This window comes from Candidatus Nitrosopumilus sp. bin_32a, from assembly GCF_054095935.1.
This window is the reverse complement of sequence record NZ_JBSWSN010000004.1, coordinates 69,626-87,359: the sequence shown is the minus strand read 5'-3', so window position 1 is coordinate 87,359 and position 17,734 is coordinate 69,626. Positions and strand designations below refer to the sequence as shown.

Sequence of the window (17,734 nt, the reverse complement as noted above, 5' to 3'; positions counted from 1 at the left end):
ATTATGACCGTTGAAGTAACTGATTTTCTTGCATTATTGGCTTTACTCTTAGGCGGAGGGATGATTGGAGCTGGAATAATGAAAAAAATTAAATTTCCTACGATTATTGGTTTTATTTTAATTGGAATGATTGCGGGGCCATATGGTCTTGGAATTGTTGATGATGTAGAACTGATTAATCTACTGGCAGAACTTGGAATTATTATTTTACTTTTTGTTGTTGGGTTGGAATTTAGTTTACAGAAACTGCGCAAAGCTGGAATAAAACCTATTGTCGTCGGAATGTCTGAACTTTCAATAATGTTTTTCTTGGCATACATTGGTGCATTTTCTTTTGGCTGGACTCACCTGGAGGCCCTTTATCTAGCAGGAATTCTATCTATCAGTAGTACTGCGATTTCCCTTCGAGTGTTGAGGGATCTTAAACTAGTCAAAACAAAAGAATTCAACACTGTCATAACGATTTTGATAGTAGAAGATATTGCAGCTGTTTTACTTTTAGTAATTTTGGGAAATGTATCAGCTGGTGCAGACCTTGATTTCACTGGAATTGGAATTTTAGTCTTACAGAGTTTAACTTTCTTTGTGATAGCGTTAGGTTTGGGCATCAAACTAATTCCAAAACTTTTAGAAAAAATTCACGGGTTGGATATTCCTGAAGCTCCCTTCATTACTGCATTAGCTTTGGGTTTTGGTTTAGCAGTTCTCGCTCATTTTCTGGGGCAAAGTTCTGCAATTGGTGCATTTATCATGGGAATGATTATTGCATCATCCAAGCATTCTGAACAAATAACTAAAAAGATTCTCCCGTTACGCGATTTCTTTGGGGTGATATTTTTTGTATCTATTGGAATGCTTGTAAACATCATGGCAATCCCTGAAGTTGCATTAATCTCAATACCTATCATAATTTTAGCAGTTATTGGAAAATATGTGGGTAATTTCTTTGGAGCATCTGTTGGGGGCCATGATATCCATGGTGCTTCTACTATTGGGTCTGTTATGGTGCCACGTGGTGAATTTTCATTTATCATGGCAAAACAGGCAGTGGATAGTGGCTCTGTAAGGGATACCTTGTATCCAGTAACAATGCTTGTAACGTTAGCTACGATGCTATGTATGCCATTGCTGTTAAAAATACTGCCTACAAATGCAGATAGGGCAAGCTATGTTCCAATGAAAATATTAAAACCCATTTTCATTGTAGGTAGATTTTTCCATGAATTAATGAATTCATCAGATGATGATAACTCATTTAATAAAATGCTCAAAGAATACGGTCCAAAATTCTTTGTAAATTTAATGATAGTAATCGCAATTTTAGCTGTAATTGATTACTTTAATGATGATATTGTAAATGTCATGAACCAAATTGGTATTCCATTAGCAATAGAGCCTGAAATATTATTAACTATTGTGAGTGTACTGTTAATTATTTATCCTGTAATTGCAATGCTTGGTAAAATTGAAAAACTAGTTACAAACATGTCTGATATTTTATCTACAAAATTAATCCCAACTGACACTACAAAGTTGGAAGAAAAGCCTCTTCATAGATTACTGCGAAATATTTTCTTTACTGGTTTTATTCTGATATTGGTTGCTGTCATACAACCATATGTGGGTGATATGCACTTTTTGCCCTTTTTGCCGTTTATTATTTCAGGCATTGGTCTTGCTGTGGCGATATTACTAATCACAGATTCTGTATTTGTGTTTCAAAAATTATCCCATGGGCATATTATGGACAGTTTAATGAAAGAAGATGAAGATTTAGAATCTGAATAAATAATAAAAAAATAAATTTTTTAGGTTGTCTTATCCTGAAAGTGATGTTATAAAATCAAGAACCTTTTCTAAGAAATTCTCCGTAGGATTTATTTCAAAAATTGTATTTAACAAATGTGGCAAGTTTCGAGTCTAACTTTACAAATATGTGTAATTTGAGCGGTGATCTTTATTTATCATAAATACAATTAAAACCATGCAAGCATACATCCTCATAAATTGTAATACTGGTCGTGAAATCAACGTAATTGCGGAACTCAAGGAATTGCCAGAAATTATTGAAATTAATGGCATATGGGGAAAGTATGATGTTTTTATAAAAATTAGGACTTCAGATCCTAATGGAGTAGAGCAAATAATCAAAAGATTACGAAATCATCCTGATATTACTGATACTTTTACAATGCATGTGTTGTATGGTCAAGGTGGAAGTATTGATCAAGAAAATTAGTATGTGATAACTTTTAGGATGGATTCATTGGGACAGACATATTGGCGAAATATTGTCAGAACATACTCCTTACAATGCAATCTATAAATCTAAAAACCTGTTATCAAAATAAAATAGATTGAACTTGAAAAATAATATTTCCACTAAGCGAACAATCATTTTATTGATTACAGGGATAGGCCTTGTTTTGTTTTGGAGGGGTATATGGGAGGTTTCATCTAGATTCTTTTCGGAATATGTCAGTTTGATTATAGGATTGATAATTTTAATTTTTGTTGCAATCTATGAGCGAAGGCAAATTTTCCAATTTTTTGGAGGTGGCCATTGATTAGTTTATCTTATGGAAAATTAATTTCATAATCAAGTATGTCCTTTGAGGCAATTCTATTCATTGCAGTACTGGTAATTGCATCAAAGCTTGGAGGCGAATTACTTCATAGAATTGGTCAGCCAACAATTCTTGGAAATGTTATTGCAGGAATAATTGTAGGTCCTGCATTTTTAGCTATTGTTCATCCAATTGAAGCGATAGAACTTTTTGTTTCAATTGGTGTGTTTTTCCTATTTTTTCTAATTGGACTAGAAGAAATCGATGTTGCTGGATTATTCAAGGTGATGAAAGGCAGGATTTTTGCAGGTGCTGCTATTGCATTTTTAATCCCATTTGCAATTGCTGGTATTTTTGGACTCGCCATAGATATGAGTTTCATTCAATCATTTGCTATTGCAAGTGTAATTGCTGCATCTAGTTTGGGTGTTACTGCAAAGGTTCTCAGTGATCTTGGAAAATTAAAATCCACTATTGGCCTTGAAATTTTTACCGTAACTGCAATTGTAGAATTTATTGCAATTATTTTTGTCAGCGTCTTTATTCAGATGGATACTAGCTCCGAATCTCTGGAAATCTCTGAAATGCTTTGGCTCTTTGCTAAAATGATTATTTTCTTTGGTGTGGCTGCATTTGTTTCAGTCTATGGATTACCGCAATTTTTCAGGCTAATCAAAAATCATCTTCGTGTCAAAGAAGCATATTTTGGTATCGTGATAGGAATGATTCTTCTTGTTGCATATCTTGCTGAAATCAGTGGGGTTCATGGTGCAATAGGCGCACTTCTCTTGGGAATCGCAGTCTCTAGAATGACTAGGGATGAATATCATGAAATTTCTAAAAACATTGGTGCGATAGGGTATGGAATATTCATTCCGATTTTCTTTGCAGGAATTGGCCTGCATTTCAGTTTGGCCTTTTTGGAACTAGATTGGTGGATCATTGCAGTTTTTATTCTAATTATGACTGGTGTAAAGTTTTTGAGTTCGTATATTGCTGTACGGATAGCCAAAATGCGACCTGCGACAACTGTTGCTTATGGTGTAATGTCAAAAGGCGCAGTAGATTTAGCACTGATGTTATCATTACTACAAGCAGAAATTATGGATAACAAATTATTTTCTCTTTTAGTTTTTGGTACTCTTATCACCATGATAATATCTAGTGTTGAACTTCAGCGTAAACTAAAGAAAATCACTCCTTTCAAGGTTGGAACATCTGAACTTGGACTTGTACCACTCTATTTTAGAAGAGTGGTATCTGACACTCCTGCAATTGCGGTAATTAATACTGCATTTTCAAAAACAACCCCGGAAGTTACAGTTAAAGAATTCCTTGAAAAAAACACTGTAACAAAAAAACCATTTCTTGTTTTTGACAATGAAGATAAATTAGTAGGCCTTGTCTCAAAACGAGAAATAGACAAATCTCATAAAAAAACCCGAGATCTTATCACAATTGGTGATATAATGTATGAAAAATTTCATACAACATTACCTGATGATTATCTTTTTACCGTAATTCAAAAGATGAACTCTCATCCATTTGATATGATTCCTGTTGTTGATCCAAATGATCTTCGAAAAGTTATTGGAATAATCACTGATGAGGCAATTATGAATTTACTATCTGATATTAAAAAGCCAAAAACAGATTAATTTATACTATTTTTTATTCATAAAATATTTAAAAAATAACTAATTTTAATTTAAAATTAAAATTGCCCCGTGAAAATTCTTTGAAACATCTTCAATAGTACTCGGATAATGTATTTTTTCATATCTCGTACGGTTTTTCATTCCCATGATTATCAAATCTACACTGTGTTTATCTGCAAATTCAAGAATTGTTTGTGCTGCCATGTTACTTTTAATTATTTTAGACTCTGGTGAAATGTTTTTCTTCTTTGCATATTCTCCAAGTTTGAGATGCTCTTTTAAGACGAATTTTTGTTCATTCTCAAACTCTTGTTTTTGTGTTTTGGTTTTGAATAATCCAAACGTTGCTCTGTCTTCTAAGCATGTCAAAATTGTTATTTTTGAATCTGTTAGATGTGCCAAGTCCATTGCCTTTTTGAATGCCTTTTGACTTCCTGGGCATCCGTTATATGGCACCAATATGTGCTCAAAAATTTTACTTGTCATTTTTCCTACATCTACCTAAAAAACAGTATATTTTAAAACATCTCTCACGATCTCTCTTTTCATTTTTGAAAATCAATGCTGCTAGTAATATAATAAAAAATTCGATATATAGCGATGGATTCAAAAATTCTTTTGATTTCACTTTTTTTAGTTTTAATCTTTATTTTTGGCCCGACAACTGTTCATGGTGAAACATGGAGGGTGCAAATCCCTGCAGGTTCTGCCGAAATTGATGCTCCTGCGCATTATTTGCCATCTGAAATTTCTGTAAGGCCTGGAGACAAAGTAGAATGGGGAAATGCTGACTCTGTTGATCACACTATTACTTCTGGGACTCTTGAATTGGGATTAACTGGAATTTTTGATAGCGGTTTTATGGGTCCTGGAGGCAAGTACACTGTAACATTTGATGAGAGAAATATTGGAGAAATCAAATATTTTTGTAAAATACACCCTTGGATGTTTGGAATTGTCAATGTGATTAATCTTGATACTGGGTTTCAAATATTTCATAACGTAGGGAGTGGTGTATCTGAGTCACCTATAGATCTGGCATACAAAGTAGAAAGAAATTTGGTAAATGTTGATGTGGATACTGTACGCAATAGTCTCACTTTTAATTTTGTAGGAAAAATAAACAATGATGAATTTACAGTTGTACTGCTTGAAAGCCTGATCAAAAATCCCCAGTCTGTTTGGATAAATGACAAACAAACCACAAACTATGAGTTAACAAAAATCAATGACCTGACTACATTGACAATGACTTTGGGAGATCATGTTAGACAAGTTAAAGTTGTGGGGACTGATGTGATTGGAACATCTATTACAAAAGAGCATGTTTTGGCTAATCAAATCCATGGAATTACAGACAAAAAATTCTATGAAAGTGGTGATGAAATAATCATTTCAGGAATAGTACAAAACTCTATGCAATTATATGAAATCTCTTTGGATGTCGTATCTCCAAAAGGCGTTACTGTATATCATAAGGATCTTCAATTATCTGATTCTGCTAAATTTACTGAAACTGTACCTACAACTGGAACATTGCGAGACTTTGGAGAGTATGATGTAAAAATTACTGCTCCCAGCGCAAAGAGCTTGTTTTTATCTTTTGAATATGGAATAGAGCCGAATGAATTTCAGTCTCCATTAAAACAGATGAGATCTGGAACGGATTCAAGTGATGTTATCTGTAACGAGGGGTTGGAATTATTTAATAAAGTGTCTAATGGAAAAGCAGTTTGTTTAACTGAATCTACTGCAATAATTTTATTGCAAAGAGGATTTGTAGACTATTTTTAATCTATTTTATGGTGATATGAAAATTATTTTGGAAAGTTGTTTTTCATTATGATTCTTTTCTTCAATTATTGAAAGAGGTTTCAGTACATCTACAAAAATGATTCAAACCTCTATGGATTCCCAATACGGATTTCAAATAAACTGATCATATTCCTTAAATCTATGAATTATAATTGAATTTACGTTAACAAGATTTGTAGGCATAACTAGTTGAAGAAATCCATAATGACAGAAAAAGCTATAATCAAAGAATTATCATAAAAAACTTAGATATGTGGCATGATTCGACTGATTCGTATACAATATGAGATTACCTCTTTTTAGAAAATCATCCAAAAAACCAGGAGATTCTCCTGGAACAATTGTGTATGTGGGGGATGTGACAAATGAAAAAATTGAACTTGAGTTAATTAATTATGATGTTGCCTCATTTTCTGAAGAAGAAATTCTCATTAATGACATTCACACCATTGAAGAAAAATCCGGAATAAAGTGGTTAAACGTTACTGGAATTCATGATACTAATCTAGTATGTGAAATTGGAACCAAATTTGACATACATAAATTAGTTTTAGAAGATATTGTAAATACTGCACGACATGCAAAAATTGAAGAATATTGTGATTCTCTATATGCAATTTTGAAGATGTTTTATGTTGATGCTAATGATGAAATCAGAATGGAGCATATTAATTTGATTTTGAAAAAAGATTTTGTAATTTCTTTTCAGGAATCAAAAGGCGATGTTTTTGAGCCAATTAGAAAAAGAATACGAGATGGAAAAAAGAAAATCCATGAAAGTGGTTCTGATTATTTGTTTTATGCTTTAATTGATGCTATAATAGATAATTATTTTGTCATACTGCGTAAAATTGGAGAGCGTATAGATCTTCTAAAAAAATCTATTGCATTTAATGTTGATAAGGAAAATTTACTTGTTCTTGATATACTTCAAAATGATGTTTTAGTACTACAAAATTCTATTATTCCTTTAGAAAGTTTACTTAATGAGATTGAAGATGGTGATTCACAGTTAATACATGAATCCAATTTGATTTATTTTAGAAATCTTCATGATCATATCAGTCAAATTCTGTCTTCTTTATCTGCTGTAAAAGACAAACTATCTTCTATGAATGACTATTACATTTCTGCAGTTTCTAACAAAACAAATGAAATTATGAAAACATTAGCTCTTGTTGCAACCATCTGTGTTCCAATCACTGTCATTGCTGGCATATATGGGATGAATTTTCAATATATGCCTGAATTATCATCTCCAATAGCATATCCGATGGTTTTAGGTTCAATGGCAGGTGTGGGACTAACTCTTTATGGATATTTTAGAAGAAAAAAATGGGTTTAATGATGAAAAAATATTTCATTTTATTGTTTTTTATTGGATTTTTTGCTCCTACTGTATATGCACAAACTATTGATGATTCATTATTATTTCAAAATGCCCAAAATTTTCTTAATGATAAAGAATACGAAAGTGCAATAATTGAATTAAATAGGATCCTCCCGTTTTTCCTCTAAAAAATCAGAAATATGTATTGCAACTTCAGATGAAAAACCAGACATTGCAAATTCAACTGTTTCGTCTTTGAATACAACTGCACCTGTAGGAGAATCAATTATTCCAATCTGATCAATCTTTACTGTTTCATAATCTGGATCTATGTCATCAATTTTCATTGGAATCCGACATTATTTTTTCTATTTTTCTCTCCTCCGCAATCATGATTTTTTCAAACTCTTCTCTTAATTTATCACATTTTGTTTCTTTATCCTGTTCATTCATCTTAGAGAATCGAATATCTCTAATTTCATTTACAATTGCAGAAACTTTCTCATTTGTTTCAATCATAATATCATCGATCTTTTTTTGAATTTCAGAATTCATGATAATATTATCTGGAATTCTTTACATTAGTATTATCCTGATTGTTATTTTTGACAATCAAGAATTTTCTTTTAATAAAGAACACTGTGAGGCAGTGTTTGGAATGTGAAATAGATGCTAGTAATTTGCAATTTATCATGTATTATCTATTTTTTGCAAATGCACCTTGATGATCAGTTAAACAACAAGGACATTGTTTTGTGTAACATTCATTAATTTTTTCATGGCCACAAGAACCACAATCACAATAATCACTCATGATTTTAAAGAACAATTTTGGTAGTTAAACTCGTCTGAAATTCTCACATGTGGAAATTGTCTTTGACTAATGCTATCTATAATGCTTCATCATTTACAGATATTGTATCAAAACTGATGCCTTTACACTGAGGACAGCTAGTTATGATCACTACTCCTGCTTTTTTGGTAAATACATTTCCACAGGATTTGCATGCACGTAATTCACTTAATGTGGTCATGATATTCTTGAAATGTTATTTTAAATAAAATGCTTGGTTGTTTTCAACTCTGAAAATTTGCATTGACATTGAATTCTTCATTACGGTTAATTATCAAATGTGACAATTTACGATGTTTATTTAATCATGTTTTATGTAATATGCGAATGGTGAAAAAACTAGCAAAATCAGATTCTGCTATAACTCCATCTAGAGGTTCTAGTTGGTTTGATATTGACAAATCAATTGAAAGTTTTAGAAAAGAAATGGAAAAAGCATTTTCATCTTTTCCATCGATATCTATGCCTCACACATCTTGTGATATTATAGATGAAGGAAACCAATTTCGAATAAAGATGGATACTCCTGGAATCAAAAAGAATGAGATAAAACTCAATGTAACTGATAATTCTATTGAAGTTACAGGAGAACACAAAGAAGAGGAAAAAAAGAAAAACTATCTAAGAAAAGAGAGACATAGTGTCTCATACTATCAAACAATTCCTCTATCTGAAAAAATCATTCCAGGAAAAGTAAAGGCAAAACTAACAGATGGTGTATTGGATATTACATTGCCAAAAACAAAGCCTACTCCTATTCAAAAGAAAAAATCTGTCAATGTACAGTAATTTTCTTTTTTTATTTTTAAAATGACGACTTGATATGCCCTCTACGGTTTTATTCTGTATAATGAACCAACAAAGCACTATCCATTACTGGTAATACGGAAATGATATTTTCACCGTGTTGGGCTAGAAATTCATTTACTATGTCTTGAAGATAAACTCCTGGAGCCAATTGTTTGGATTCAAAATATTTTATTTTATGAATCATACACATTTGATGAAAGTAATCTGTATTAATAATTCAGTCGTTGCAGAGGAAACTCCAAACTAGGCCAATTGAATCCATACTTTCTGTTACTGCGATATATTATCATAAAAATGAGAAAATGTTTGTTCATTTGAACAAACAATCCCACATAACTTGATCGCTATACTGAACATGTTGATAATGACTTCGGAAAACCAAATCAATCTTTTTGATAATGAATCTGACACTGCAATGTATGGGCATAAACTTACTCTTGATAAAATCCGAAATGAACTAATTCATTTTGGCCTTACTAAAAGCCAGGCAAAGGTGTTCATTTATCTTGGAAAGTATGGTTCAAAGTCTGCTTCTGAGATAGCAAAGGCACTACTGTTGCCTAGAACTGAGACATATCATCTGGTCAACTCACTGCAAAATATGGGGTTAGTTGTAGCTGAATTGGCTCATCCTACGAAATACATTGCAATGGATATGAAAGAGGCAATATCTACATTGGTAAAACAAGAACAGGATAGAATTGATATCTTGGCAAACAAGGAAGAATCTCTTTCAGAGATGTGGAATGAAATTCCATTTTTTGCAGTAGAGACTGACGAGTCCAAATCAGAAAAGATGCAGCTACTACATGGATCAGGACCTATCAATAATAAAATTAAAGAGATGACTGGTTCTAGTAATGACAATTTCAAAATCTATGGCAGTGTTTTAGATTTACTTCGAATGTATAATTCAGATGTGTTTGACTGGATAGATGTTGCACCAACTAATCTTAAAATGGTTGTTTCTCCATTAAACAAGATTCCTGAATTTCTTTCAGAGATGGATTCAGAAAAAATTAGAGCAATACCCTCAAATTCTGAAAACAAATGTTTTATTATAAATGACAAAAAAGAGGTTCTTATTTTTATGCGCAATGCAACACACCCAACTAAACAAGTCTTTGCTTGGTGGTCTGATTCAGAAACTCTAGTTGATATGATGAGTTCATTATTTGAGCTATCTTGGGAAAATGGAGAGGCGTTATACTGAATGGGTTGCCTACTTGTTCTAAATTAAAAAATGTAAATATAATTGGCAGAACCATCAACTCCGCTATCTTTTTTCATACCTTTATCTAGAAAATATTTTTCAATCTCTTTACTGTCTTTTTCATTACTTGTAGACCAGTCTTTCCAATGTTTGATATCTTTACCCTCATTACTGTGCTGATCTTTTCTAATTTTTGGAGTATCTGTAATCCCTATGGTCCATGTGGAATGCCCTCTTGTTTTTGACCTGCTTACTCTACCTTCAATTTCAGTAATTATTTTTAGTTTATCCACAATGATCATTATTGTGACCATTACTTAAGAGAATAATTCTTGGAGTCATGTTCAATCCTCATCTTCCCAGCTATTTTCTAAATATTCTGGAGCCATATGATCATTTTTTTTAGATGTGTTTTGATTTTTTTCTGTATCTGTTAATTCATCTTCGGCTTCTACTGAACTAAATTCTCCAATGCTTTTTTTTGAATCATTTTCGATTCCTCTGATCTCTTCTTCTATTTTGTCAATGTCTTCTGTTGATAGGGATATCTTAAATTCATTATCTTTTGAAGTGCTCGACTTGCTATTTGAAGATACTTTGATTTCAGAAGTGATTTTGGTTTCTTCTTTTTTAGATGCGGCATTCATTTCTTTTGAATTATGTTGAATTGTTTATGATGCAACTACATGTCCTTGAGCATTGAGTGTATTGCCACATGTTTTACATTCCCATGTTTCATCAGAATCTGTTTGATCATTTACATTCTTTGATGTGTTACAAACCTTACAACGTACTGACATTTTTATTCATTCTCCTGTTTTGATTCATTTTTTTCTAAATGATTTTTTTCGTGTTCACGCACTTTATCAAAAGTATCTACGGTTCCTTCCCATTGGAAATCACATTCTTTACATTGATATTTCATTTTGATTTTTCTTCAGGTTCTTTTACATTCTCTGTGGTTTTGGTTTTATTGGAACCAAATCTTATTTTTTCAATAATTTTTTTAAACATACTTTATGATGATCCTCGTGGGTATATACCGGCGTATTTGTAAAATTCATGCCTAACTATCTATAGATATTTCATGTTTCTATAATGAAAATGATTCAATGTGTTGGGAATTGATTCTAAAAATCAACTGTGAGAATGTCAATGCCTTTTAATTATAAATAAGATTTCTAACCTGATATGACTGAAAACAACACAGATCAACAAAAATGTAATTCAATATTGGAATTTCCTGAAATAAGATTTGCAGGATTTTTAGATTATATGGGAAATCTGATTGTTGGAGATTTCAAGCCAGGAATATCTCCATTAAAAGATGAGTATGAACGAAAAAAGATGTTTGTTGAGGCTGTTTTGCGAATCAGAACCCGTCAAGACTTTGATGATAATCTTGGTCCAGTAGAATATGCGGCAGCTAGAAGAAAAAATGTTGTAACTATGACTATGCCTTTTGAAAAAAATATTCTTTTTATTGCTGCAGAACCAAATGTGGATATTGACAAGACAGCAAGAAAAATTTTAGATTTATTCCAAATGGTCAAATAACAAATTTATCTTTAAAGTGTGTTGGAGTTTAAGAGTTATTTTCTGCATCCATCATTAAAACAGGACAAGATGTATTTTCAATAATCTTTCTTGAAACACTTCCAAGTGTTAGGAGACTTTTGAGTCCTTTGAGTTTTCTCCTCTTTGCCATTACGATTAGATCGACGTTTTCTTTTTCAACAACATTTAAGATTATTTCAGCTGCATCTCCAATTTCCACCTTGATTTCAGAATCAATATTGTTTTCTTTACATTGTTGAGAGTATTTTTCCATTTCTCTCTCCATGTCCTGTTTCATTTCTTCATTTGCCTCATCTACTGCTTTTATCAGACTGTGTCGTTCAGATGTGGCTAATGCATATGTTGGTGGATATGAGAGAGTTTCAACTATGTGTAAAATAATTATTTTAGATGTGTTTTTTGCTGCATAAATTGCATGTTTTAATGCCTTGTCTCCGGCATCAGTTCCTGCATGAGGGACAAGGATTGTATTATACATAATCTAAAAATGCTATCTCAGTTATTTAAGATAAGGGGCGATTCTTAATGCTAATATGGAATAAATATTTCAAGTACTTTTTTAATGATGTATCTGTACTTGTTTTTAGAATGTGCAATTGACTCTGTTTTTATTTAGAATTAATCTAATTTAGAGCCTTGATTTTTCTGTTTACGTCCTAGGAATGCTAAAACCCACCCGATTACTATGAGTACACTTCCAAACAATGTCAACCATTCATAATATTTTATGTATTCTTCTTCAAATCTAGGATCTTCTTGAAATTGTTCTTGTGGAATGTCAGTTAGATACAGTGCCCACAGTGAAAATCCCACTAGTAATACTCCCAATGCAAAAAATGCAACCATTACAAATTTTGGAGCCCCTTGTATCATGCTTGCAATCTCGCTCTGCCCTATATAGAACAATGCTTTAAAATCATTTTTTGTAAATCATCTTTGAAAATCACAATTAAAGAATTAATACGATGAACATTTTATGCGATTTGTGATACATCCAGAACTTATGGCATTGCTTGAAACAATCGATGTTTTAGATGTTTTAAAAGATTCAGTTTCATACCAGATGCAAAAAATTCAAGGTGTTGAAAAAACAACTGAAGGTAGGGATTGGTATCAAGAATTGCCATTAATTGTACGAGAAAAGTTTGATAATTATAAGGCTGATTATGAACATCTTTCTGGAATACTTCAACAAGAAAAAGAACAAATTAAAACTGAAATGAACAAGGGATACTATTACTGGAGATTATTACATTCTGCATGCAATACATACCGAAATGACTTGGTAGAGTATGACCAGCAACTAAATCAAGAATTTAACTTTAAAGAGACTGAGGCTATTTCAGATAATGAAATACTGAATGAATGCATTGTGGTTTTAACCCAACATGTAATTGAAGATTGATCTTTTCATGTTCAACATTCATTCTATTTTTCCATGTGTAAAATGATATGGTTTCAAAAGATACAACCCTGATAATTGTTGCACTTTTGATAGGAGTTGTTTCTTTAGCTGCCATGATTGGATTTATCGGCCAAGGAAATGTAAGACATGTTTCAATTTTCTGGCAAGAGCGAGTTGAGCAAACTGTTGCTTTTGAAGATGTAGATGGGCAAGTCCGCCTTCAGGGTTTAGTTGGAGTTGATGGTGATCCCAACCCCCATCTGATAACTAGGACCTCTTTTGCATATGTTTTGACTGTAATTAATAATGGCAATACCCATCACAGATTATACATTGAAGGATTAAATGTTCAAACAGATTTGTTGGGTCCTGGAATGCAAGAAACACTTACAATTTATCCTACACATGAAGGTCTTTACAAATATTATGACAAACGAGAAAATCTTGAACATCTAGGCTTTGTGGAAGTGGTAACTGTAGTTGCCAGTGATGAATTTACTGGTATTTGGCGTGATTTGATTTAATTATTTTTAATATCTGATATTTTTCTAATTTTGAGGATATTTTCATTTGTGGCAATTGCCTTGTATTTTTTATAGCCTGCTGAATTTGTAAAATTATGAAACATGCACTTGATTACAAAAATACGCCAAGAACAATAAAATATGAATCCAATCTTGCTGATGTTTTAAAAAAAATAATTGATGAAAAAAAGAGCAGAATTTTAGTTACTGAGAATGGTAAAATCACTGGTATTGTGACTGAAAAAGATTTGGGGGTTTTTCTCCTAACTAATGATACTGAAAGAAAATTGGATGAGATTCCATTGTCTACTATTGTTAAAAAAATAATTTCTGTTGATGAACATACTAGTCTTGTAGAGTGTGCTGAAACAATGCTAACAAAATCAATTGGTTCGTTGGTAGTAAAATCTGGCGATGACGTTGTTGGAATTTTAACAAAAACTGATCTTGTGAGATATTTCACTAAAACACATCCTGATGAAAGAATAGTTGGCGAATACATGTCTCCTTACTATGCCTGGCAATATTCTGACACTCCTCTATACAAAGTAGTTTTAAAAATGATTGATGAAAAAATATCTCGAGTGATACTTCGAGATCGTGAAGAAATTCCTGTTGGGATTATCACGTTTAGGGATTTATTTGAACTGGCACTTAAACAAGGAAATTATGAAGATGTACTTGATAATACGGATCCAGTAATTTCTGTAATATTTCCAAGAAAAGGATTCATTTCAGAATCTGGATTTGGTGGAAGTGTCAAGGCTGATGATATCATGAGCAAAGACATTGTTTCTGTAAATTACGATGATGATTTGGCAAAAACAGGAAAAATGCTTTTAGATAAAAATATCAACGGGGCCGGAGTTTTATCTAGACATGGTAACATTGTTGGGATTATCAGTAAGACTGACATTGTAAAGGCTGTGGCATTTTTAAAATAATTTAAATCTGTATTTGGATTTTTTTAAAAATTTTATGATTTTCAAAGTAATGTTCAAATTTGTAGATGAATTTGCATTGCACATCTGCTACATGACTCATAAACAGTATGACAATTTCAAATAATTGCCTACAACAAAGTAATGAACCCAAAGAGAAATAAAGTAAAAATGAACCGATATGACCTCTGGTCTTCAATTGTTACAGCATTTGCAAATAGTATTTACATAAATCAACTTTTTTAAGAAGTTCGATTTCATTACTATTTATGATAAATTTTTATCATAATTATGACCTTGAAGAGTGAATATGATGAATAAAGAAAACCTTGACCTTGATGAATATGCTGATAAATGTACAAAGATCTTGGAGGATCCTGAAATCCTTTTTGCTGGGCTGTTAGATGGATTTGGAACTCTTTTAGCTGGGGGATACAAACAAGGAACTTGTTCTAGATTAACTGATGAACAACATCAGACTATTTGTACTGAATTAGCATCAAGAGTTACGAAAAGAAAAAAATTTAATTCTGAATTGGGCAATGTAAAATATTCTGCATCTCGAAGAGATCGTGCCGTGATTATGAGTTTTCCAATTTTTAATAATGTGGTGATGATTCTTGCAGAACCACACATCAATATAGACAGATTTGCATTTAGAATCCTTTCTCATCTTGATAGGCAGTGGGGGGACAATGATGAGGAATTGGAAGATTGATCTTAAATTTTATCTGGGCGGTTCTTTTTTAATTCTGTAAATATTCTTCTTCGATATTACGATAATTCCTTCATCTTGAGATGCTCCTTCATAATCTACAAAAATTTTTCCAAATTCCTCATCAAGATCTTTTATTTCTGAAATTGTGAATTTCAATTTTAACACTTGATCTGTGTATAATGGCTTGAGAAATCTTGTGTTTCTGTTTTCCCATTCTGCATCACCATCAGTTCCAAGAAAAATTATATCATTTCCATAAATTTGGCTCAGTCTTGTAAATTCCCCCTCCATCCTTGATAGGATTGCTCTTCCTGAAACTATCTTTTGTTTTCCTTTTCCTTTGTCCTCCAAGAATGCATTTCTGACTCTGGAGAATTTTAGATATTCTTCTAGTTCTTTATCTGAAATACTGCATGTGGAATGAAATGTATCGTTTACTCTAAACTCTGAAAATTTTTTCATTCTTACCTTGATTCATCAACACAAAATACAATTTCTGCTGATGATGCTGCATTTTCTGATACTAGGAAATTAAATGCATCTGCAATTTTTTGATTGTTTGGTTCTGAACCTGTCACTGTTCCTGGGAAAATTGTAAACATTCTGATCTTTGAATTTAGAACATCACTTAATTCTTGATTGACAGTAGTTGTAAATGGTCTTAGTGCTCCTCTGAAAACTTCTACCTGTGCTCTTTGGATGCCTGTTACTTTTCTTCCTATTGGTAAATCTGGACCAATAATCATAATTGCACCTTTGGCATCTTTGTATAGTCTAGGATCTTTACTTCCGCCTGGAACAAATTGTTCTAGTGCTCTTTGTGCAACAGTTGCTGGAGTTGAAATGAACTTATCAGTTAATGCTTCCCATACGGATCTTGAGACTTCTGTTAATTTTGGCATGTCTGGTAGTTTTCCAGTAACGTGAATAACGCCTAAAATTTCACCAATGTTGGTTTTTGCGGTGTTTAGCCACCTTGCAACCTCTTCTGGATTCTTTATGTCTACTACATGTGAATGGAATTTACTGCTGATGTATTCTTGTAGTTCGTATGATGTTGTTTGTGATATGAAACAAGCAACTTTCCCTCCGTTCTTCTCAACATGTTGTGCCAAAAATTCGACTCTTTCTGCATCTGCTTTGTCAGTAGCATCAATTGTGAAAACAACTGCTTTTCCTGTAAAGTCTGGTTGGTGAACTCCTGGGGTACTAGTTCCAATGTGTGGTTTAACTGGATAGAATACTCTGTCTCCTGGAATTACTTTACCGTTAATTATTTTTGCAATTTCATCATCACATAGATTGAGAACAGTCTCGGCAACTTGGTCTTGTGATAGAAATTCTTTGTTTGCAATCATATGTGATGTGTTGTTTTGAACTTTTTCTGCAATAGTTTGAATTTTATTTAATAGGTTGGCAAATGTCTCTGTAAGTTTTGAAACATCTTTTCCATTTGCAAGTTTTGTTGCAGCAGATGCAATTCCTTCTTTAACTGTATTTTCATCTTCCCCTAATAATGGAAGCAGTTCTTTATTTGCTTCGTCTACTTCAGTTGGAATTAAATCTTCAAATCCACTCACGCGCATAAACTCTGCTGCAGCTTTTGGATATACTGTTTTGTAAATTCTATCTGAATGAACTGGTCCGGGATTTGTTGCAATAGATATGATTCCTTTATCTGTTAATTCCCATGACATTAATTCTGCCAATCTGTTTTTTGCCCCCTGTGCTGCCGTATATGGGCTTCTGAATCTGTAAGGTCTTTGTTCTAATGGTTTTTCTTCTGTGAAGAATGTGGATATGGTGATGATTTTTCCTCCCTCTTTCATTACTTTTAGTGCTTGAACAGAGCCCCAAAATGTACCTGTTAAATGAATTCCAATCGTACTTTTGAATTCATCAAGTGATGCATTTGCAAAACAGGTGACCGGTCCTGAAACTCCTGCATTATTAATTACATAATCTATTGTGGCATTTTCATTTTTTAGTGTATCAAACATGTTGTTCATTGCTGTCTCATCTGCAACATCTACTCCTGCAAAAATTCTAACTGAAGCATTTGTGCCTTGGGGTATTTTTCCTTCAAGTTCTTTTGCTGCTTCTTCTAATGGCTCTTTTCTTCTTCCAAGAATTATAACACTAGCTCCTTCTTCGATGAATTTTGTAGCGATGGCTTTGCCTATTCCAGTGCCACTTCCTGTAACTAGGGCTATTTTATTTTGGAATTTTAACATTAGATAACGTCTCCAATCTTCTGTGATATTTATTTTGATTGATCCCTGCCTTCAACATTTTCTTGATATCTTTATTTGTGGGTATGAT

General features: G+C 32.6%; 25 protein-coding genes. 12 read left to right on the top strand and 13 right to left on the bottom strand.

The window, feature by feature from the left end; genetic code table 11:
• The first annotated feature begins 3 nt into the window (after positions 1–3).
• From ACW9XH_RS04345 to ACW9XH_RS04335, 3 genes are all read left to right on the top strand, one after another.
• Positions 4–1,788 carry a cation:proton antiporter domain-containing protein gene (locus ACW9XH_RS04345; RefSeq protein WP_457759422.1) on the top strand — a complete coding sequence of 595 codons (1,785 nt, stop codon included), beginning with the start codon at positions 4–6 and terminating at the stop codon, positions 1,786–1,788.
• Positions 1,789–1,984: 196 nt separating this feature from the next.
• Positions 1,985–2,239, top strand: a complete 255-nt coding sequence (locus ACW9XH_RS04340; protein ID WP_457759421.1) for an Lrp/AsnC family transcriptional regulator — start codon at positions 1,985–1,987, stop codon at positions 2,237–2,239.
• A gap of 366 nt (positions 2,240–2,605) precedes the next feature.
• Positions 2,606–4,225 carry a cation:proton antiporter domain-containing protein gene (locus ACW9XH_RS04335; RefSeq protein WP_457759420.1) on the top strand — a complete coding sequence of 540 codons (1,620 nt, stop codon included), beginning with the start codon at positions 2,606–2,608 and terminating at the stop codon, positions 4,223–4,225.
• Between the two features lie 45 nt (positions 4,226–4,270).
• Here ACW9XH_RS04335 and ACW9XH_RS04330 read toward each other — a convergent pair whose 3' ends face one another.
• Positions 4,271–4,711: a universal stress protein gene (locus ACW9XH_RS04330; protein ID WP_457759419.1), complete on the bottom strand. Its 441-nt coding sequence runs from the start codon at positions 4,709–4,711 to the stop codon at positions 4,271–4,273.
• 114 nt (positions 4,712–4,825) lie between these two features.
• Between ACW9XH_RS04330 and ACW9XH_RS04325 the strand changes: the two genes are divergently transcribed.
• Together ACW9XH_RS04325 and corA are read left to right on the top strand one after the other, a co-directional pair.
• Positions 4,826–6,019 (top strand): cupredoxin domain-containing protein, encoded by a 1,194-nt coding sequence (locus ACW9XH_RS04325; protein ID WP_457759418.1) that lies wholly within the window; start codon positions 4,826–4,828, stop codon positions 6,017–6,019.
• 304 nt (positions 6,020–6,323) lie between these two features.
• On the top strand, positions 6,324–7,385 hold the full coding sequence (gene corA / locus ACW9XH_RS04320; RefSeq protein ID WP_457759417.1) for a magnesium/cobalt transporter CorA: 1,062 nt from the start codon (positions 6,324–6,326) through the stop codon (positions 7,383–7,385).
• Positions 7,386–7,528: 143 nt separating this feature from the next.
• On the opposite strand, the gene ACW9XH_RS04315 is transcribed toward corA, so the two are convergent.
• From ACW9XH_RS04315 to ACW9XH_RS04305, 3 genes are all read right to left on the bottom strand, one after another.
• Positions 7,529–7,717, bottom strand: a complete 189-nt coding sequence (locus ACW9XH_RS04315) for a hypothetical protein (RefSeq protein WP_457759416.1) — start codon at positions 7,715–7,717, stop codon at positions 7,529–7,531.
• On the bottom strand, positions 7,707–7,925 hold the full coding sequence (locus ACW9XH_RS04310) for a hypothetical protein (protein ID WP_457759415.1): 219 nt from the start codon (positions 7,923–7,925) through the stop codon (positions 7,707–7,709). Before ACW9XH_RS04310 ends, ACW9XH_RS04315 begins: the two co-directional genes overlap by 11 nt.
• A gap of 335 nt (positions 7,926–8,260) precedes the next feature.
• Positions 8,261–8,404 (bottom strand): hypothetical protein, encoded by a 144-nt coding sequence (locus tag ACW9XH_RS04305; RefSeq protein WP_457759414.1) that lies wholly within the window; start codon positions 8,402–8,404, stop codon positions 8,261–8,263.
• Positions 8,405–8,550: 146 nt separating this feature from the next.
• Between ACW9XH_RS04305 and ACW9XH_RS04300 the strand changes: the two genes are divergently transcribed.
• Positions 8,551–9,012, top strand: a complete 462-nt coding sequence (locus tag ACW9XH_RS04300) for an Hsp20/alpha crystallin family protein (protein WP_457759413.1) — start codon at positions 8,551–8,553, stop codon at positions 9,010–9,012.
• Between the two features lie 49 nt (positions 9,013–9,061).
• Here the strand turns inward: ACW9XH_RS04300 and ACW9XH_RS04295 are convergent, their stop codons facing one another.
• Positions 9,062–9,217 carry a hypothetical protein gene (locus ACW9XH_RS04295; RefSeq protein ID WP_457759412.1) on the bottom strand — a complete coding sequence of 52 codons (156 nt, stop codon included), beginning with the start codon at positions 9,215–9,217 and terminating at the stop codon, positions 9,062–9,064.
• Positions 9,218–9,397: 180 nt separating this feature from the next.
• Here ACW9XH_RS04295 and ACW9XH_RS04290 point away from each other — a divergent pair, with 180 nt between their 5' ends.
• A complete protein-coding gene (locus tag ACW9XH_RS04290; RefSeq protein ID WP_457759411.1) occupies positions 9,398–10,246 on the top strand; it encodes a TrmB family transcriptional regulator in 849 nt (282 codons plus the stop codon).
• 23 nt (positions 10,247–10,269) lie between these two features.
• On the opposite strand, the gene ACW9XH_RS04285 is transcribed toward ACW9XH_RS04290, so the two are convergent.
• From ACW9XH_RS04285 to ACW9XH_RS04270, 4 genes are read right to left on the bottom strand one after another with little or no spacing between them, the layout of a single operon-like run.
• The gene (locus tag ACW9XH_RS04285) at positions 10,270–10,539 is read right to left on the bottom strand and encodes a hypothetical protein (RefSeq protein WP_457759410.1); all 270 of its coding nucleotides are present in this window, start codon (positions 10,537–10,539) and stop codon (positions 10,270–10,272) included.
• A 51-nt stretch (positions 10,540–10,590) separates the two neighbouring features.
• Complete coding sequence (locus ACW9XH_RS04280) at positions 10,591–10,893, bottom strand: hypothetical protein (protein WP_457759409.1); 303 nt, start codon at positions 10,891–10,893, stop codon at positions 10,591–10,593.
• A gap of 24 nt (positions 10,894–10,917) precedes the next feature.
• On the bottom strand, positions 10,918–11,046 hold the full coding sequence (locus tag ACW9XH_RS04275) for a hypothetical protein (RefSeq protein ID WP_457759408.1): 129 nt from the start codon (positions 11,044–11,046) through the stop codon (positions 10,918–10,920).
• A 2-nt stretch (positions 11,047–11,048) separates the two neighbouring features.
• Positions 11,049–11,171, bottom strand: coding sequence for a hypothetical protein (locus ACW9XH_RS04270; RefSeq protein ID WP_457759407.1), 123 nt, complete (start codon positions 11,169–11,171; stop codon positions 11,049–11,051).
• 266 nt (positions 11,172–11,437) lie between these two features.
• Here ACW9XH_RS04270 and ACW9XH_RS04265 point away from each other — a divergent pair, with 266 nt between their 5' ends.
• Positions 11,438–11,803 carry a DUF6659 family protein gene (locus tag ACW9XH_RS04265; RefSeq protein WP_457759406.1) on the top strand — a complete coding sequence of 122 codons (366 nt, stop codon included), beginning with the start codon at positions 11,438–11,440 and terminating at the stop codon, positions 11,801–11,803.
• A 28-nt stretch (positions 11,804–11,831) separates the two neighbouring features.
• Here the strand turns inward: ACW9XH_RS04265 and ACW9XH_RS04260 are convergent, their stop codons facing one another.
• Positions 11,832–12,302: a universal stress protein gene (locus ACW9XH_RS04260; protein WP_457759405.1), complete on the bottom strand. Its 471-nt coding sequence runs from the start codon at positions 12,300–12,302 to the stop codon at positions 11,832–11,834.
• 140 nt (positions 12,303–12,442) lie between these two features.
• A complete protein-coding gene (locus ACW9XH_RS04255; protein WP_457759404.1) occupies positions 12,443–12,697 on the bottom strand; it encodes a hypothetical protein in 255 nt (84 codons plus the stop codon).
• A 103-nt stretch (positions 12,698–12,800) separates the two neighbouring features.
• Here ACW9XH_RS04255 and ACW9XH_RS04250 point away from each other — a divergent pair, with 103 nt between their 5' ends.
• The 4 genes from ACW9XH_RS04250 (at position 12,801) to ACW9XH_RS04235 (ending at position 15,412) form a co-directional block, all read left to right on the top strand.
• Positions 12,801–13,229: a hypothetical protein gene (locus tag ACW9XH_RS04250; protein ID WP_457759403.1), complete on the top strand. Its 429-nt coding sequence runs from the start codon at positions 12,801–12,803 to the stop codon at positions 13,227–13,229.
• A gap of 47 nt (positions 13,230–13,276) precedes the next feature.
• Positions 13,277–13,753 carry a hypothetical protein gene (locus ACW9XH_RS04245; protein WP_457759402.1) on the top strand — a complete coding sequence of 159 codons (477 nt, stop codon included), beginning with the start codon at positions 13,277–13,279 and terminating at the stop codon, positions 13,751–13,753.
• Between the two features lie 95 nt (positions 13,754–13,848).
• Positions 13,849–14,697, top strand: coding sequence for a CBS domain-containing protein (locus ACW9XH_RS04240; RefSeq protein ID WP_457759401.1), 849 nt, complete (start codon positions 13,849–13,851; stop codon positions 14,695–14,697).
• A 310-nt stretch (positions 14,698–15,007) separates the two neighbouring features.
• Positions 15,008–15,412, top strand: coding sequence for a DUF6659 family protein (locus tag ACW9XH_RS04235; protein ID WP_457759400.1), 405 nt, complete (start codon positions 15,008–15,010; stop codon positions 15,410–15,412).
• 9 nt (positions 15,413–15,421) lie between these two features.
• Here the strand turns inward: ACW9XH_RS04235 and ACW9XH_RS04230 are convergent, their stop codons facing one another.
• A complete protein-coding gene (locus ACW9XH_RS04230) occupies positions 15,422–15,874 on the bottom strand; it encodes a hypothetical protein (protein WP_457759399.1) in 453 nt (150 codons plus the stop codon).
• A gap of 2 nt (positions 15,875–15,876) precedes the next feature.
• Complete coding sequence (locus tag ACW9XH_RS04225; RefSeq protein ID WP_457759398.1) at positions 15,877–17,646, bottom strand: SDR family NAD(P)-dependent oxidoreductase; 1,770 nt, start codon at positions 17,644–17,646, stop codon at positions 15,877–15,879.
• Positions 17,647–17,734: the final 88 nt, after the last annotated feature.

Excerpts from the sequence above, each read along its gene's own strand:
- ACW9XH_RS04340 (WP_457759421.1), top strand. The coding sequence starts at position 1,985 with ATGCAAGCATACATCCTCATAAATTGTAATACTGGTCGTGAAATCAAC.
- ACW9XH_RS04230 (WP_457759399.1), bottom strand. The coding sequence starts at position 15,874 with ATGAAAAAATTTTCAGAGTTTAGAGTAAACGATACATTTCATTCCACA.
- ACW9XH_RS04335 (WP_457759420.1), top strand. The coding sequence starts at position 2,606 with ATGTCCTTTGAGGCAATTCTATTCATTGCAGTACTGGTAATTGCATCA.
- corA (WP_457759417.1), top strand. The coding sequence starts at position 6,324 with ATGAGATTACCTCTTTTTAGAAAATCATCCAAAAAACCAGGAGATTCT.
- ACW9XH_RS04310 (WP_457759415.1), bottom strand. The coding sequence starts at position 7,925 with ATGAATTCTGAAATTCAAAAAAAGATCGATGATATTATGATTGAAACA.
- ACW9XH_RS04265 (WP_457759406.1), top strand. The coding sequence starts at position 11,438 with ATGACTGAAAACAACACAGATCAACAAAAATGTAATTCAATATTGGAA.
- ACW9XH_RS04305 (WP_457759414.1), bottom strand. The coding sequence starts at position 8,404 with ATGACCACATTAAGTGAATTACGTGCATGCAAATCCTGTGGAAATGTA.
- ACW9XH_RS04240 (WP_457759401.1), top strand. The coding sequence starts at position 13,849 with ATGAAACATGCACTTGATTACAAAAATACGCCAAGAACAATAAAATAT.
- ACW9XH_RS04245 (WP_457759402.1), top strand. The coding sequence starts at position 13,277 with ATGGTTTCAAAAGATACAACCCTGATAATTGTTGCACTTTTGATAGGA.
- ACW9XH_RS04255 (WP_457759404.1), bottom strand. The coding sequence starts at position 12,697 with ATGATACAAGGGGCTCCAAAATTTGTAATGGTTGCATTTTTTGCATTG.
- ACW9XH_RS04315 (WP_457759416.1), bottom strand. The coding sequence starts at position 7,717 with ATGAAAATTGATGACATAGATCCAGATTATGAAACAGTAAAGATTGAT.
- ACW9XH_RS04275 (WP_457759408.1), bottom strand. The coding sequence starts at position 11,046 with ATGTCAGTACGTTGTAAGGTTTGTAACACATCAAAGAATGTAAATGAT.
- ACW9XH_RS04235 (WP_457759400.1), top strand. The coding sequence starts at position 15,008 with ATGAATAAAGAAAACCTTGACCTTGATGAATATGCTGATAAATGTACA.
- ACW9XH_RS04280 (WP_457759409.1), bottom strand. The coding sequence starts at position 10,893 with ATGAATGCCGCATCTAAAAAAGAAGAAACCAAAATCACTTCTGAAATC.
- ACW9XH_RS04325 (WP_457759418.1), top strand. The coding sequence starts at position 4,826 with ATGGATTCAAAAATTCTTTTGATTTCACTTTTTTTAGTTTTAATCTTT.
- ACW9XH_RS04250 (WP_457759403.1), top strand. The coding sequence starts at position 12,801 with ATGCGATTTGTGATACATCCAGAACTTATGGCATTGCTTGAAACAATC.
- ACW9XH_RS04270 (WP_457759407.1), bottom strand. The coding sequence starts at position 11,171 with ATGAAATATCAATGTAAAGAATGTGATTTCCAATGGGAAGGAACCGTA.
- ACW9XH_RS04260 (WP_457759405.1), bottom strand. The coding sequence starts at position 12,302 with ATGTATAATACAATCCTTGTCCCTCATGCAGGAACTGATGCCGGAGAC.
- ACW9XH_RS04290 (WP_457759411.1), top strand. The coding sequence starts at position 9,398 with ATGACTTCGGAAAACCAAATCAATCTTTTTGATAATGAATCTGACACT.
- ACW9XH_RS04225 (WP_457759398.1), bottom strand. The coding sequence starts at position 17,646 with ATGTTAAAATTCCAAAATAAAATAGCCCTAGTTACAGGAAGTGGCACT.
- ACW9XH_RS04345 (WP_457759422.1), top strand. The coding sequence starts at position 4 with ATGACCGTTGAAGTAACTGATTTTCTTGCATTATTGGCTTTACTCTTA.
- ACW9XH_RS04330 (WP_457759419.1), bottom strand. The coding sequence starts at position 4,711 with ATGACAAGTAAAATTTTTGAGCACATATTGGTGCCATATAACGGATGC.
- ACW9XH_RS04295 (WP_457759412.1), bottom strand. The coding sequence starts at position 9,217 with ATGATTCATAAAATAAAATATTTTGAATCCAAACAATTGGCTCCAGGA.
- ACW9XH_RS04300 (WP_457759413.1), top strand. The coding sequence starts at position 8,551 with ATGGTGAAAAAACTAGCAAAATCAGATTCTGCTATAACTCCATCTAGA.